At 63.7% G+C, this 14,749-nt stretch carries 12 protein-coding genes; 3 read left to right on the forward strand and 9 right to left on the reverse strand.

The window, feature by feature from the left end; all coding sequences use genetic code 11:
- Nucleotides 1–28 precede the first annotated feature (28 nt).
- Together LB516_RS27865 and LB516_RS27870 are read right to left on the reverse strand one after the other, a co-directional pair.
- Nucleotides 29–1,168 (reverse strand): FAD-dependent oxidoreductase, encoded by a 1,140-nt coding sequence (locus LB516_RS27865; protein ID WP_224720749.1) that lies wholly within the window; start codon nt 1,166–1,168, stop codon nt 29–31.
- 44 nt (nt 1,169–1,212) lie between these two features.
- On the reverse strand, nt 1,213–2,049 hold the full coding sequence (locus tag LB516_RS27870) for an alpha/beta fold hydrolase (RefSeq protein ID WP_224720750.1): 837 nt from the start codon (nt 2,047–2,049) through the stop codon (nt 1,213–1,215).
- Between the two features lie 169 nt (nt 2,050–2,218).
- On the opposite strand from LB516_RS27870, the gene LB516_RS27875 reads away from it, so the two are divergent.
- The 3 genes from LB516_RS27875 (at nt 2,219) to LB516_RS27885 (ending at nt 6,044) form a co-directional block, all read left to right on the forward strand.
- On the forward strand, nt 2,219–2,890 hold the full coding sequence (locus tag LB516_RS27875; protein WP_140617621.1) for a GntR family transcriptional regulator: 672 nt from the start codon (nt 2,219–2,221) through the stop codon (nt 2,888–2,890).
- Between the two features lie 150 nt (nt 2,891–3,040).
- A complete protein-coding gene (locus LB516_RS27880; RefSeq protein WP_224720751.1) occupies nt 3,041–4,588 on the forward strand; it encodes a GMC family oxidoreductase in 1,548 nt (515 codons plus the stop codon).
- A 145-nt stretch (nt 4,589–4,733) separates the two neighbouring features.
- Nucleotides 4,734–6,044 carry an NRAMP family divalent metal transporter gene (locus tag LB516_RS27885; RefSeq protein ID WP_140823169.1) on the forward strand — a complete coding sequence of 437 codons (1,311 nt, stop codon included), beginning with the start codon at nt 4,734–4,736 and terminating at the stop codon, nt 6,042–6,044.
- Nucleotides 6,045–6,166: 122 nt separating this feature from the next.
- On the opposite strand, the gene LB516_RS27890 is transcribed toward LB516_RS27885, so the two are convergent.
- The 7 genes from LB516_RS27890 to LB516_RS27920 form a co-directional block, all read right to left on the reverse strand.
- Complete coding sequence (locus LB516_RS27890) at nt 6,167–6,712, reverse strand: invasion associated locus B family protein (RefSeq protein ID WP_224583397.1); 546 nt, start codon at nt 6,710–6,712, stop codon at nt 6,167–6,169.
- Between the two features lie 68 nt (nt 6,713–6,780).
- On the reverse strand, nt 6,781–7,242 hold the full coding sequence (locus LB516_RS27895) for a DUF4189 domain-containing protein (RefSeq protein ID WP_015315968.1): 462 nt from the start codon (nt 7,240–7,242) through the stop codon (nt 6,781–6,783).
- Nucleotides 7,243–7,288: 46 nt separating this feature from the next.
- Nucleotides 7,289–7,954: a hypothetical protein gene (locus tag LB516_RS27900; protein WP_015315967.1), complete on the reverse strand. Its 666-nt coding sequence runs from the start codon at nt 7,952–7,954 to the stop codon at nt 7,289–7,291.
- Between the two features lie 13 nt (nt 7,955–7,967).
- Nucleotides 7,968–8,516 (reverse strand): invasion associated locus B family protein, encoded by a 549-nt coding sequence (locus tag LB516_RS27905; protein WP_140617616.1) that lies wholly within the window; start codon nt 8,514–8,516, stop codon nt 7,968–7,970.
- A 92-nt stretch (nt 8,517–8,608) separates the two neighbouring features.
- On the reverse strand, nt 8,609–13,027 hold the full coding sequence (locus tag LB516_RS27910; RefSeq protein ID WP_224720752.1) for a YadA-like family protein: 4,419 nt from the start codon (nt 13,025–13,027) through the stop codon (nt 8,609–8,611).
- 197 nt (nt 13,028–13,224) lie between these two features.
- Nucleotides 13,225–13,644 carry an AraC family transcriptional regulator gene (locus LB516_RS27915; RefSeq protein WP_224720753.1) on the reverse strand — a complete coding sequence of 140 codons (420 nt, stop codon included), beginning with the start codon at nt 13,642–13,644 and terminating at the stop codon, nt 13,225–13,227.
- A gap of 723 nt (nt 13,645–14,367) precedes the next feature.
- Nucleotides 14,368–14,562, reverse strand: coding sequence for a hypothetical protein (locus tag LB516_RS27920; RefSeq protein WP_224720754.1), 195 nt, complete (start codon nt 14,560–14,562; stop codon nt 14,368–14,370).
- Nucleotides 14,563–14,749: the final 187 nt, after the last annotated feature.

The following is a 14,749-nucleotide window of genomic DNA, read 5'->3' on the forward strand; positions in this document are numbered from 1 at the left end:
ATTAATGCGTTGAGCGGCTCGTCCGATGCTACTGCGGCCATGAGAAGACGCCGCGCAGCGGGTCGTAGCGGGCTGCTTCCAATGCCGCCGGCGTGAACATGTTTCCCTTCGAGAGCGAGCGGTTCGCCGCATAGTCGCCGGACAGCGCCTGGCAGCGATCGGTGATCGGGCGAATGCGCTTTTCCCACGCGACGAGCGCGTCCTCGACCGAAGAGCCAGTCTGCAAATCTTGCGACAGGCTGAAGGCATTGACCATCGCGCAACCGGCGCCCTGGGCAAGAGCCGGACACATCGCATGCGCGGCATCTCCCACCAGGGCGACCTTGCCTCTTGTCCAGCTGTCAAGCTTGGTCGTTTCGTACTTGTCGTACCTGGCTGTTTTCAGCTTCGCCGCCTCGATCAGGCACGGCTCCAGGAAAGGGAACATCTCGACCCAGACCTCGAGATCGATCGGCACCTGCGACCCCCGCGGATCGGCGGCTGGAGCCATGAGGCCGAGATAAAGCTCATTCTCGTTGCAGGGCGAGTAGAGGATCCGCTGAACGCGCGGCCAGAAGTTCCACATGTCTATGGTGTTGTCCCACTCGCCGTGACCGAGTTCCTTCTTCTTGCGAGGCACGATCAGCCGGATGAGACCGTCCTTGGAGACCCATCGGTCCTGCTTGAAGCCAATGGAGTCCCTGACCTTGGAGCCAACGCCGTCGGCGCCGACGATCAGGTCGGCTTCGAGAACCTCTCCCGTCTGAAGCGTCAGGCGGCCTTCCGGATCGGCGGCGACCGCTTCGGAGTTGACCGATACGTCGACACCCAGCGCGCGGGCGCGGTTGACCAGGGCGTCATGCAGGTGGCTCCGGGTCATGATGCGCCACGGAAGGCCGTTGAACGTCTCCTTGGAAACCGACTTGTTATGCATCCAGGTCTCGTAGGTCGGGGGCGTATGCGAACCTTGGAGAACATCATCCAGGGCACCCAGTCCTTCGAGCACGCGAAGGCCATTGTGCCAGAGATAGATGCCCGCGCCGAATGCCCGCAGCTCCGAGCTCTTTTCGTGCAGCCTGACATCCCAACCGTTCTGCCTCAGAGCGATGGCGGCGGTCAGACCGGCAAAGCCGCCGCCAGCGACCTCGGCATGGCGCGCCTTACCCTGGGTTTTGTTTACATTGGCCATTTTCTATCCTGATGCTGCGTACAAGAAGACGGCGTGCTGGGCCGTCAGGCGTCGATGAAATTCGTGATCGCTTTCAGCGTGATCTCGGGAGATACCTCGTTGACGTAGTGGTCGGCGCCCGGAACGACGACCACGGGCAGATCGGGCCGCAGCCGGCTTGTTTTTGCCAGCGCCGCCGCCGAAACCAATTTGCTCGCCTCGCCCCGAACGATAAGGACGGGCTTCGCCACATCCCGATAGGCGGGCACCAGGTCCGATCGCAGGCCCTTGGCCGTCTGGGCCATGGCCGCGGGCGACGCCAATGGTCGCAGCCCGCCGTCGACCCGCTGATAGCCGCTCTCGGCCCGGATCCTGATGGCGTCGGCGGGAATGTTCGGATAGCGGCCAGCAAGATAGGCTTCGACGGCCTTGATATCCTCGAAAAGCTGGCTTCCCGCGTTCACCCGGGCTTCCAGCGCATCCAACGCTTCGGTCTCGATATAGGGCGTGAAGTCGATTGCGATGACCGACCGCACCAGATCTGGATGTCGCACGGCTGCCGTGACGGAGTTTCTCGCGCCAAGCGAATGTCCGACGAGGATGGCAGGACCCCGGTGGAGGGTACGGATCAAGCCGGCAATGTCGTCGGCATAGTCATGCGCCTCGTAACCGCCTTCCGGCTTGTCGCTGTGGCCGTGCCCTCTCTGGTCGACGGCCACGGCCGTGAAGCGATCCGAGAGCCGAGCCATCAACGGCGTGAAGACCGCGGAATTGGAGGTAATGCCATGGAAAAACAGCATCAACGGGCCGTTGCCCGCCTCGCGCGCATTCAAGGTGATGCGGCCGGTGTCGATGCGTCGCGAGCCAAATTGGTCGGAAGCTATCCCTGCCGCAATGTTCATGATCCTCACCGTCACTGCCCGTCTCGGTCAAAAGGATCATACAGCCAGAAGGACGTCAAGCAGATTGTCTGACATTCTTGCAATCTTCAGATTTGACAATCTGGCTATTTTCCACGGCGTGACGTATGCTGGTTAGGAGATTGCGACTCAAACCGATGAGACGTTAGAGATGCCTCCAGATTTGAATTTGCGAATTTCCCCACGAACAGTTCAACGCGAGACCGTCGACAAGTTACGGCTCGCCATCTTCTCCGGATTGTTCCAGCCGGGAAGCCGGCTCATCGAAAGTCAGCTGTGCACACAACTCGGCATCAGCCGCCCTTCGCTAAGGGAGGCTTTGCGCAGTCTCGAGGCCGAGCGCCTGATCGAGATCGTCCCCAACCGCGGGCCGTCGATACCGTCGCTTACGTGGGAGGTGGCAACCGCCATCTACGAGGTTCGAGAGCTGCTGGAAGTCGAGGCCGCGGGACGCTGCGCGTCGAGAATTTCCCCGGAGCAGTTGCTTGAACTCGAGAAATCTCTTTCCGCGTTCGAAGCGGCGGCGTCCAGCAATGACAGCCTGGCACAGGTCATGACCGCCGCAGACTTCTATTCGATCATACTGGCCAATTGCGGCAACCCGATCCTTGAGGAGGTCCATCGTGGCCTTGTGGCCAGGATCAGCTTCTTTCGCGGACGATCGATGTCCTTGGATGGCAGGGCACAGAGCAGCCTGGCGGAGATGAAGGAGATATACGAATCCATCGCCGCCGGCGACGAGAAGGCCGCCCGCAAGGCCTCCAAAAATCACCTGTTGAAGGCCAAAGCGGCAGCGAAGATGTCCATGGACAGCGCGATTTGAGTTTTTCGAAAGACAGTTGCTCCGCCTGAAACCCGAAGCCTTTGACGATGTCGCGGATCGACTGTCCGCGAACGGTCGATGCGTAGGCCACCTCGTGCCGGCGCCAAACTTGCCGACCATCCAAATACGCAAGCGTCAGATGGAGTGATGATGAGCTGGGCGAATTTTGAGCGCGAACGGGATGCCGATATCGTCATCGTCGGCGGCGGGTCGGCTGGCGCATTGCTTGCGGCGCGACTGAGTGAAAAGCCGGACAGCCGCGTTCTGCTGATCGAGGCAGGCGAAGAAGCGGTGGATCCCGACATCTGGAACCCCGCCGCATGGCCGGCACTTCAGGGCCGTGGCTACGATTGGGACTATCGCACGGAGCCGCAAGCCGGGACCGCTGGCCGGGTGCATCGCTGGGCGCGCGGGCGGGTGGTCGGCGGCTCGAGTTGCCTGCACGCGATGGGTTACATGCGTGGTCATCCCCGGGACTTCCAGGCATGGGTCGACGCGACCGGCGATAACAGATGGAGCTGGGATGAATTGCTGCCCGCGTTTCGGGCTATCGAGGATCACCCGCTCGGCGGCAACGGCCTTTACGGCAAGGGCGGGCCGATGCCCGTCCATTTGCCGGCCGACGAGGTCAGTCCGGTCGCGCGCGCGTTTATCGAAGCCGGCGCTTCGCTCGGCCTGCCGCGTCTTGAAGGGCACAACAGCGGGGAGATGATCGGCGTCACCCCGAACTCCTTGAACATTCGCGATGGGCGGCGGGTTACGGTGGCGGACGCCTGGCTCATGCCGGCTGTTCGAGGCCGCGAGAACCTGACCATCCTCACGGGATCGCGAGTGCGGCGGCTTAACCTGGCGAGCAATCGGGTCCGCGGCCTCGAAATCGCAGGGCGACAGGGTCCGGTCGAAATCCTCGCGGATCAAATTGTCCTTTGCGCCGGCGCGCTGGAAAGTCCGGCTTTGCTGATGCGCTCGGGCATCGGTCCGCACGACATGCTCGATACCGCCGGCGTTGGCTGCCTGATCGATATGCCGGAAGTCGGTCGAAACCTTCAGGATCACCTGCTTGGCGCCGGCAACCTTTATGCGGCTCGCAGGCACGTTCCTCCATCGCGCCTCCAGCACTCGGAATCGATGGCGTATATGCGCGCCGACGGGTTCACCGGTACCGGTCAGCCCGAAATCGTCGTTGGTTGCGGCATCGCGCCGATCGTGTCGGAACGCTTTCAGGCGCCTGCCGCCGGCACGGCATATTCGCTGCTGTTCGGGATCACCCATCCAGCGAGCCGCGGCAGCGTGCGCATAAGCGGGCCGGAGCTCGATGATCGGTTGATCATCGACCCCGCATATTTGCAAAGCGGCCGGGACCGTGCGCTGTTTCGCCAGGCGCTCGAGGCAGCCCGGACGATCGGACATCGGGATGAACTCGCCGGCTGGCGCGAGCGCGAACTCCTGCCAGGCAGCCTGAACAGCGCGGCTGACATGGACGACTTCATCGCGCAGTCGGTCATCACGCACCATCATCCCTGTGGCACTTGCAGGATGGGCAAGGATCCGGACGCCGTCGTCGATGCGGATCTGCGGCTGAAGGCGCTCGACAATCTTTTTGTCGTCGACGCGTCGATCATGCCCAGTCTAACCGCGGGACCTATACACGCCGCGGTTCTCGCGATCGCCGAGACCTTCGCTCGATCTCGCGCCTGAGAAATAGCATATCGCCGGCAAAGCAAGCACGACCTGGCGACACGGCACCAACGGCGTTTCAGCGCTAGCTAACGGAACCGAATGGCTATCGCCGAATTTTGCTTCAGGCGGATTACGGAAGGGACCCCGTATTTGGAGCACCTGCATGAGCAACATAAGCGCCGAAGTCTCTGAGAAACAGAGCAATCTTCGGGCAAAAGGGCCATTCCAGCGGCTGCTGCGCACAATCGGGCCTGGTTTCATCACAGGCGCTTCGGACGACGATCCTTCGGGCATCGGCACCTACAGCCAGGCGGGCGCCCAGTTGGGGTTCAATGTCGGCTGGACGATGGTCTTCACCTTTCCGCTCATGGTCGCGATCCAGGAGATAGCAGCGCGAATAGGCCGGACGACAGGTCGAGGTATTTCCGGCAACCTCGCACGGCACTACCCGTCTCCGCTGATGTATTTTGTAGCCTTGCTTTTGTTCGCCGCCAACGTGATCAACATCGGGGCGGACCTGAGCGCGATGGCTGATGCATTGTGGTTGCTGGTGGGCGGCCCAAGCTCGCTTTACGTCGTTGCGTTCGGCGTGGCATGCGTTTTGGCGATCGTCTTCCTCGACTACAGCCGCTACGTCACGGTCCTGAAATGGACAACGCTGAGCCTCTTTGCCTACGTGGTGGCCGCGTTTCTGACTGATATCCCATGGGGCGAGGCGCTCAAGGGAATCGTTGTTCCGCATGTCGAATGGAGCCGGGCGTTCTTCACGACGCTTCTGGCCATACTCGGCACCACGATTTCTCCCTACCTGTTCTTCTGGCAAGCATCGCAAGAGGTCGAAGAGGAGAAGATCGACCCGAAGGCCAAGCCGCTGAAATGGGCACCGTGGCAGGCGCCGCGCGCGTTCCAGCGCATTCGCGCCGACACCTTGGTGGGCATGGCTTTTTCGAACCTGATCGCCATTGCAATCATTGTCACCACGGCCGCCACCCTGCACAAGGCGGGGGTGACCGACATCAATTCCTCCACCGACGCAGCCAAGGCACTGGAGCCGGTCGCGGGCAAATTCGCCTTTGTGATTTTTGCGATGGGGATTATCGGCACTGGCCTTCTCGCCGTGCCGGTTCTCGCCGGCTCGGCCGCTTTCGCCGTGGGCGAGGCGCGCCGCTGGCCAGTGGGGCTGGAGCGCAAGCCGAAGCAAGCGATGGCGTTCTATGCGACCTTGGCCGTCGCCGTGCTGCTGGGAATGGGAATCATGCTGACGCCGATCGATCCCATCAAGGCGCTTTACTGGAGCGCCGTCATCAACGGCATATGCGCGGTCCCCGTAATGGTCGTCATGATGCTGATGACCGGGCGTTCCGAGATCATGGGCGAATTCCCCGTCGAGGGCTGGCTGCGCTTTCTCGGCTGGCTCGCGACGACTGCGATGGGATTGTCGGTTATCGGCCTCGCGCTGCAATGGGCCTTTTGAAATGACCCGACCGGGTCAGGCTCCGGTATGACGCTGAGCGCCCGCAGGGGACGAAGACCTTGGCATCCGCCGGCAGTCGCGTAGGGCACCCTCGTTGGTGATGGCCGCTTGGCATCTACTCGTCAACGTGCGCTCAGCGCGACCATGCGATCGAGGGCGGCGCCAAGGCCTTTCAGCGACACCGGAAAACTCAGCTTGGTGTCGGCCGCGGTGGTGACGTCGAGTTTCAGCTCGGTCCCCGCCTTGAGCTTCTGCATCAGCGCCCGGTCGATCGGAAACAGCGCCACGCAGCCGTTCGGCAGGCAGGTCCTGAACTTCAACGGCCCGACGGGCGGCTGGTCGTCGATCTGGGGCGTCACGCCGGGCTCGAACAGGATGCCGAAGGGCAGCAGCAAGGTTCCGATCAGCCCGCCCTTCTGCCCCACGCGCAGTTCAACGGCCAGAAGCCTCTGGCCGTTTTTCTGCGTCTGGTCCTGCGTGACCGTGCAGACCCGGGCATTGTCCTGCATCCCGCAGGCCAGCTGCCAGTCCTGATAGGTTTCCTGGAGCGACGATGCGCCATTGGGAAGCGAAGCCTGCTGCTGTTGCGCGAAAACGGCCGGCACCGAAGCGGCGAAGGCAGCCGCGCAGATGACGGCTGCCTTCAGGAAAAGCTGTCTACGAACCAATGAATACTGCCTTCTCTTGGGTGCCGGGCAAATGCCCGAAGTAGCGGTTCGAGGACCCGTGTTTATCGTCACGTACAGACCCATTCACGGATCTTGCATTGGGTCCCCCCTGCCTCGCAGGCTTGCAGGGCGAGATCCTCCGCTTCCCGGCGGGTCTCGGCGGAGTTCACGCCCCACGGGGTGAACCGGTGCTCCACTTTGTCTGCCACGGCGAGCGCGCCGCAATGCTTGTAGGGAAATCCGGTCTTATCATCGTCCGTCCAATGACGGTGATTGCGGAACACGGTAACGACGTTGCAGGCCTTTCCACCGGCATTCTCGCAATATTTCTGCGCTATGTCCTTCGCTTCCTGCCGCTTGTCGGCGCCCCAGAAGAAGCCGTATTTGGTATCGGTCTGGGAGTAGGCGATTGCCGCCCAGATGCCTTTCTCCTCCTGCGGTGGCTCGGACGGCTCCACCAGATCGGCCGAGACGACCTGCCCGCTCCACAGCAAGGCCATGCACAAGACTGTCAAACGTCGCGATTTCATGGTCCGCAATCCTTTCCAGGGCGCCTCGCCCATTCGCCTGACATTCTCACTTGGCCGCCGATGCGATGGAAATCACCACGCACGTGTTGCCGGTCGGCAGCAGAAGGGCTTCGCCCGTGTTGCCGCCAAGCTCGTAGACTTCGACCTGTCCGAGATGATCCGTGATCTTGCTGCCTTGCGGAAGCGCGGACGTGACGTCGGCGCAGGGGCTGGCGAACGGCGCCACCCGCACCATGGTGCCTTCGCAACCCGTGGCGGTGGGCGAAGCAAAAACGATGCCGGCGGCCGGCCCGCTGTAGCGCTCGGTCGCATAGTCCAGGCCGACAAGCGCCTGCACGGCGTGCTTGTCGGCGGCCTGGTCGCTCCACAGCGACTTGACGCTGTATTTCGAGCCGGTCGTCAAGAGCTGTCCGAGCACCGGATAGACGGTTGAACAGGCCTGCACGCCGGATTGCTTGACGTGTTGGAGGAAGGGCGAGTCCGGCAGCGCGGGCGGCGCCGTGCCGGCCTGAGCGGCCGTCGGCGTGCCGACGAGACCGGCGATCGCGGCATAGTTCGCTGCGGCGAAGCCGATGCCCATCATGACCAGCCCCAGCGCACACAAACCGATGACGCGCGGCCAACGCCGCGGCGGCTCGACGGTCCTCTTGCGGTCCGGCTCGACGGTCGGGTTGCTGCGCGTCGCGGAGATGAACGGGTCTTGCTGGCTCACGGTGCTGCCTCGGTTATTTGACTGGCGCAAGGGCCTCGGACAGCCCCTTGAGCGTTGCGGTGACGGTAACGGTCTGGCCATCGACGGTCGGGTAGGAAATCGCCGGCGTCGCCTTCTGCGCTATCTCCTGGCGCATCAGAGGTCCCACCGGCAGCATGCCGACACAGACCATTTCGTTGCAGCCGTTCAAATGCACGTCGATGGATTCGGCGCGCCCCTCGAACTTCAGCGATACCAGCCCATCGCTCCTGGCGTTCGGCGCGGTGCGCAGGATCATGTAGGGTTTGCCGTCCTGGGTGGCGGCGAGCGACCAGCTGAACGCCATCTTGCCCGCCCCGTCCTCGATCACCTGCGAGACGTTGCAGACCTTCTTGCGCGCCTTGAGGTTCTCGTCGCAGATCAGCGTCCAGTTCTCGAAGGGGCGGATGGTGCGCTGGTATTGTCCGAGCTTCACGTCCGGCGGCACGACCACGTCGGAGGGCTTGACCCTATATGGCGAAGCCGTCTGCGCGGCAGCCGGCGCTAGCCCGCCGGCAAGCGCCAGGCAGGTCAGGAATGCCATGGCTAGTCCGGGAAAACCAAACGGGTTTCCCGGATTCGAGTCTGGCCTGACATGGCCGGTTCGCCTGTTCATTCCCGCCCCAGGTCCCCGCCTCAGTTCAAGGTGAAGCTCAGCCCGGCGCCGACACCGACATTTCCACCCGCCGCCGTGCCGGACACATTGCCACGGATGCGGCCGTCCTCGCTGGTGTAGCCCGCGCCGAAGGCAAAGGCGCTCGAATCCCGCCAGAAGCCACCGCCCGCCGCCACGCTCAGCTTGCCGGGACGGTCGTCGTAGCGGAGCGAGGCTGCCGCCAGACCGATTGCCGCCGCCTGCCGTGCTTCGTCCCGGATGCCGCTGATGTCGGAATTGAGCTGGCTGAACTTCTGGTCGGTATAAGTGTTGGCTTGTTGCAACGTCGTGACAGCCACCTGGTCGGTATAGGTCTTGCTCTGAGCCAGGTTCAGGTTCAGCTGGTTGACGTTGACCGCGTCGGTGCCGGCAACGCCGGGGCCGACATTGGAGATGACGACAGGCGCATTCGGATCGCCGCCCTGCAGCGTGATCTTGTTGATTTTGGTCGTCGATCCGTCCGGATTGGTGACGGTGTCGTACTGCACGGTGTTTTGGACGGTGCCGCCGATGCCGCCGATCGTTTTGGTCAGGTCTTCGATCGCTGTGTTGGTGGCGTAGAGCTGCGAGCCGTTGATCGCATCTGTGCTGTCGGAAGAAACGCGTCCGGCGGCGACATTGGTGATCGTCCTCTCCGCGCCGGCATCGCCGACGCTGACGGTGCCGTCCGGGGTCGTGCCGGCAAAGGCATAGGTCTTGCCGTTGATGACCGTGTTGGACGTGCCGACGGCGGTCTGCGACACCGAGCCGGAGCCGAGCGCCACATCGCTGGCATTGTTGGCCTGCGCGCCCTGGCCGAGCGCCACGGCGCCCTGCCCGGTGGCCGTCGAACCATGGCCCGCGGCCAGGCTGTCGGTGCCGCTCGCCACGCTCTCCGGCCCGATCGCCACCGCGTCGGTGCCGCCGGCAAGGCTGTCGGCCAGCGTCGAATTGGCATGGAAATATTTGATGCCGCCGCCATTGTTGATGGTGGTGAGCGCATTGTTGACGGCGGTGAAACCGTCATAGACCGTCGAGTAGTTGTTGCCCTGGATATTGTAGGTCGGCCCGGTGATCGAGCCGTCGGGATTGACCGTGGTGCCGCCGCCGAACAGGTTGGAAACGTTTTGTGAGACACCGCGCAACTGCGAGACGTTGACGCCGTCCGTATCGGCCGAGCCCGCCGCGACATTGGTGAGCTTGCGCTCCGCCCCGGCGGCACCGAAGGACACTTCGCCGGCCGATGTCTGCGCGGCGCCGAGGGCAAAGGCTGTGTAGCCGGCCTGCGCGCCGACCGTGGTGATGGACGACGCGCCCAGCGCCACGCTGTTGGCGAAGGTGCTTTGGGCGCCAGCGCCCAGTGCGATGGATTGCACGCCGGCGGCAGTGGAGTCGGTGCCGAGCGCGATGCCGTCGGCCAGCATGACATGGGCGTTCTGCCCGATGGCCGTGCCGCCGGGTGCCGTCTGGTCGACGACGGCTCCATTGCCGATGCCGACGCCATTGTCGCCATTGACGACCGTGGTCGGGCCAACCGCGACCGATTCCGCTCCGACCGCCAGCGAGTCGCCGGCTGTCGAATTGGCATGGAAATATTTCGTCGAGGTGGCGGAGACCGCCGCGATCGCTCCCGCCAGCTGGCGCACAGTCACGGCGTCCTGGTCCTGCGTGCCGTCGGCCACGTTGGTGATCTGCCGGTAGGCCGAGGTGGTGCCGACCGACACGGCGCCGAGCAGCGTCTTGTCGGTGGTGTTGTACTGGATGAAGTTGGACGGGCCGGCCGCGATCTGCCCGGAAGCCGGAGCGATCGCGCGGTCAGAGACCGAACCTTGACCGAGCGCCACGCTGCCGTCGATGCTGGCCGCGCTGTCGCGGCCGAGCGCAAGCGCGCTGACGCCGGTCGCGGTCGCCTGGTAGCCGACTGCGGTGGAACCGACGCCTTGCGCGAAGGAATCGGTCTGCGCCAGGCCGGTCTCGTTGGTGCGGGCATAGCGGATGCCCTCGCCATTGGCGTTGGTGTAGATCGCCGAGGTGTCGCCGGCGATGTTGTTGATCGTGTTGCCGAGATTGGTGATGTTGCCGCCGATATTGGCGATGTCGGTCGTGTTCTGCGTCACCTGCTGGTTGGTGGCGAAGAGCTGCGAGCCGTTGACGGCATCGGTCGAACCGCCGTTCAACTGTCCGGCGGCGACGTTCTGGATCTGGCGCTCGGCGCCGGCCGAGCCGACCGAGAAGGCGCCCGCCGGCGTGCCGCCGGCGAAGGTGTAGTTGACGCCGCCGATCGTCGTGCCGCCGACATTGGTCGTGGCGCCCGACGTCGAATTCAGGCCGATCGCGACGTCGCCGGCATTGTTGGCCACCGCGTTCGGGCCGACAGCGACGGAATCGGCTCCCAGCGCCTGCGAATCCGCCAGCGTCGAGTTGGCGTGGAAATACTTGATGCCGCCGCCGACATTGATGTTGTTGACGACGGCGCCGATGGCGTCGACCGCCTGGTTGGTGGCGGCGAGCTGCGAGCCGTTGATCGCGTCGGTCGAGAGCGCGCTGATCCGCCCCGCAGCCAGGTTGGTGATGGTGCGTTCCGCGCCCGGCGCGCCGATGCTGACCGTCGAGGTCGGGTTGGTGCCCTGGAAGGCATAGGTCGTGCCGTTGACCACCCCACTGGCGGTGCCGACCGCCACGGCGGTCACCGAGCCCGAGCCCAGCGCCACGTCGCCCGAGCTTGCCGCCGCCGAGGCGCCGTTGCCCAGCGCGACATTGCCGGCGAGGCCGGCGGCGCCCGCGGTGGATCCGTTGCCCAGCGCGACGGAGCCTTGCCCGATCGCCTTGTTGTTGTTGCCGATGGCGACGGCGCCATTGGCCATATTGGCTCCGGTCGCGGTCGCCGTGCCGTCGCTGTTGGCGATGTTGTTGGCGCCGCCGGTGAAGGCGCCGGTGCCGCTGGCGAAGCTCGGATCGCCGATGGCGACCGCGCCGTCGCCAAAGGCGGTGTTGTTCGCACCGATGGAGACGGCTTGGCCGCCGGTCGCCACGGCGTTGGTGCCCATGGCAACCGCGTTGGTGGAACTGGCCGCGGCATTGTTGCCGATGGCGATGGCGCTCGTAGCCGACGCCGCGGCGCCGATGCCAAGTGCGGTGCTGGCAACCCCGCTGGCGTTGGAGCTGACGCCGGCAGCGAGGGAATTGTCTCCCGTAGCCTTGGATCCTGTCCCGTACGAGGAGGCGTTTGTGCCACTCGCAACAGCCTGGCGTCCGGTGGCTGTGGAATTGTCGCCGCTGGCGTTGGTACCGGCGCCTACGGCAACCGATAAAATACCACCGGAACTTGCATTGTTGCCGAGCGCAAGGCCCGAGGTCGCGGTGCTGGCAACGATTGCGCCCGAGCCTATCGCAACAGCACCACCGGCTGCAAGCGCCTGCGCTTGGTTACCCATGGCGACCCCGAAGGCTCCCGATGCAACCGTGCTGGCGCCGACGGCGACCGAGTTAGTTGCCGATGCCGCGGCTGTGACGCCCATCGCTATGGCGGACGTGCCCGTTGCCTTGCTTTGGCGCCCGATCGCAGTGGAGTCAACCTGAGACGCCAGTACGTCCGTGCCAATGGCGATGGCGCTTTCCTGAAGGGCGCCCCCTCCCGCAACAGTTCGGTTGCCAAGATTGACGGCATTGATCGCGGTCGCGGTCGCCTGGAAGCCGATGGCGATGGCGTTCTGATTGCTTGCGACGGCGCTATTACCTTGGGCAAGCGAATCCAGCCCGGACGCTGTTGCCCCAAACCCGAGCGCGGTGGCGCGCAGCCCGGTCGCTCGGGTAACGTAGCCGATCGCCGTCGAGTTCAATCCGTCGGCACGCGCGTTCAGGCCAAAGGCGGCCGCGCCTGCGGCTGCAACCGAGTTGACGCCAATCGAGCTTGCTCCGTCCCCGTTGGCATGGGCGTTCCCGCCCAAAGCGAGGGCGTTGACGCCGGTCGCGCCCGCGAACACGCCTATGCCTATGGAATTGAGGCCATTGACACTCATCGCATAGCCGATGGCGATCGTAGCGTCGCCCGTTGCACTGTTTGAGGTGCCCAACGCCGTGCTGTTATTGCCATTCGCCGTGGCGCCGTTACCGATGGCGACGGCGTTGCCGCCTGTCGCGGACCCGCCGCCCGCCTGATATTGCGCCAGGGCCGGCGTTGCAGCCATGCCGATCGCGAAGGCGCCCAGCATCGCGGCCGGCGCCCCGCCGACGCCCAGCGTTCCCAGCCCCAGGCGCTTGCGCCGCATGCCGAGCACGCAATGCGCCATGCGCAGTACGGCCATCAAACGACGGCGAACCGAGCGAGAGCGAGGATCGGCATTCGCGATCCAGTTGCCGGCAAAATGCGCCGCGCGACGCTGCACAACAGGCGAGCCGCTCGAAATCTGATTGTCGGTCATGGTGCCCTCTCCGCTGGCCGGCATGGAATCGTCTGACAATTCCAGTCCACGGCAAGAAGACATGATTCCTGCTTGCCGTATTTCATGAAATTGCTGTCTTGTGAGAAAAGAGCCGAGCAAGTGGGCGGAGGTTAACGGCTCGTTACCTTAGCCGGTGCTTTAAAACCAAGTAATCAAGCAACGGTGTGGCCGACGCCTCATCTAATCTTGGCGTTAAGCTTCCCCACCCGGGCCTGCAATGGGGTCACCTGCCGGTATTTTTTCATCACAGTGGTAAAATGGCTCTGGCTTGAAAATCCACTGGAATGAGCGATGTCGGCGATCGTCATGCGGCTGTCGGCAAGCAGCCTTTCGGCGAGGTCCAGCCGCAGGTCGAGAACATATTGATGCGGCGGCACGCCGAACGTCCTGGCAAACGCCCGCACGAAATGAGAGGGCGAAAGCCCGCACACCGCGGCCATCTCGGCAAGCGCCAGCTTGCGGGTGAAGTTCTCGTGCAGGAAGTCTTGCACCTTGCGTGCGGCCCGGGGAGAAAGCGCGCCTTTTGCAGTGAGCGCCGGCTGCCGCGCCGAATTGATTCGAGAAACTGACCCGGGGGGACCATCATCGCCCGGCATTCTTCGGCCTCCTGATAAGTCCCAGATAGAGTTCAACCCGAGGCCCGCCTGCCCGTTCCCGCGAAAAACAATTCGTGATTGCTCGACGCGAGCCGGCGTCGTCGTCAGGTCCGTTCATGTGAGCGATCCGTCCGGGCGGCGAATGATGCGCAGGCTGCATGGGCGCAAGCACGATCCCTGCGGAGTACTCCTTGGCCGGGAATGTCTGCGAGCCGGGCCCGCAAACGGAATAAATCACGCTTCCTTGCGCTGTGGCCCTGCGCGGACCTGCACTTTCAGGAATGATGTCCAGGACGTATCGATCTGCTCGCTTCCGATCGATGCCTCGGGAAATGCCGCTTTCCCGTGCCTCGTCCGCATTTTTCATTCGCACTGCCTCAGCCGTCCGACGACGCCTCAAATCCCCTTCCCGGCCCCGAAGACAGCGTAACGCAGCCATCTTCGCTTGGGAAGAACTCCCACGTGCAAAGAAAAATCTTTATTCGAGAAAAGAAACAAGGAATGGCGGCGAATGGGAGTTGCCGAGCGTTTCATTTTCGCTCGGCGCGAGGTCTTCGCCATCCAGGAGTTCGCCAATCGGTGCTGACACGCCCGGTCGCGCGATTCTGTGTTCTCGTCAACCGCTGACGGCAGGTGCCTGGCGCAGCCTGCGCTGATTGATGGCTTGCCCGCGAGGTCGAGCATGGGAGCCGCCGTTCGGAGCCGGTGATTGGCAGTCCGCTGCTACAGATCACCGCGCCGGTTCTCGTACAGATCCCAGGCGAGTTCCACGAAAGCCAGAAGAACATCGTCCCGGCTCCAGCCGGCCGTCACCGCAGCCTGGACGATCTCATTGACGAGAGGCAGCAACTGATCCTGGCAATCGGCCGGCGCATCGCCGTCGCCCACTGGTGGACCCTCGAAGTTGAACGTCATCATTCGGCGCCCCCCTCGCCATCAACCGAAGTGTTACATCGCTAATTTCATTCCCTCTGATATACAACGGATGCGGCACCAAAGTACAGGAAGCCCTCGATGACCAAAGCAGCGCGGGATGACGCCGGATCGCACCGGCTCTATGCTTTCCCACGCGGTGAGACTGGGCTCTCTCAGGTGGAATTTATCG

The organism is Mesorhizobium sp. CO1-1-7 (genome assembly GCF_020164885.1).
Taxonomy (GTDB): Bacteria; Pseudomonadota; Alphaproteobacteria; order Rhizobiales; family Rhizobiaceae; genus Mesorhizobium; species Mesorhizobium australicum.

Bases quoted from the DNA above. Each gene is read 5' to 3' on its own strand.
- LB516_RS27865 (WP_224720749.1), bottom strand. From the start codon at position 1,168: ATGGCCAATGTAAACAAAACCCAGGGTAAGGCGCGCCATGCCGAGGTC.
- LB516_RS27870 (WP_224720750.1), bottom strand. From the start codon at position 2,049: ATGAACATTGCGGCAGGGATAGCTTCCGACCAATTTGGCTCGCGACGC.
- LB516_RS27875 (WP_140617621.1), top strand. From the start codon at position 2,219: ATGCCTCCAGATTTGAATTTGCGAATTTCCCCACGAACAGTTCAACGC.
- LB516_RS27880 (WP_224720751.1), top strand. From the start codon at position 3,041: ATGAGCTGGGCGAATTTTGAGCGCGAACGGGATGCCGATATCGTCATC.
- LB516_RS27885 (WP_140823169.1), top strand. From the start codon at position 4,734: ATGAGCAACATAAGCGCCGAAGTCTCTGAGAAACAGAGCAATCTTCGG.
- LB516_RS27895 (WP_015315968.1), bottom strand. From the start codon at position 7,242: ATGAAATCGCGACGTTTGACAGTCTTGTGCATGGCCTTGCTGTGGAGC.
- LB516_RS27905 (WP_140617616.1), bottom strand. From the start codon at position 8,516: ATGGCATTCCTGACCTGCCTGGCGCTTGCCGGCGGGCTAGCGCCGGCT.
- LB516_RS27910 (WP_224720752.1), bottom strand. From the start codon at position 13,027: ATGACCGACAATCAGATTTCGAGCGGCTCGCCTGTTGTGCAGCGTCGC.
- LB516_RS27915 (WP_224720753.1), bottom strand. From the start codon at position 13,644: ATGCCGGGCGATGATGGTCCCCCCGGGTCAGTTTCTCGAATCAATTCG.
- LB516_RS27920 (WP_224720754.1), bottom strand. From the start codon at position 14,562: ATGATGACGTTCAACTTCGAGGGTCCACCAGTGGGCGACGGCGATGCG.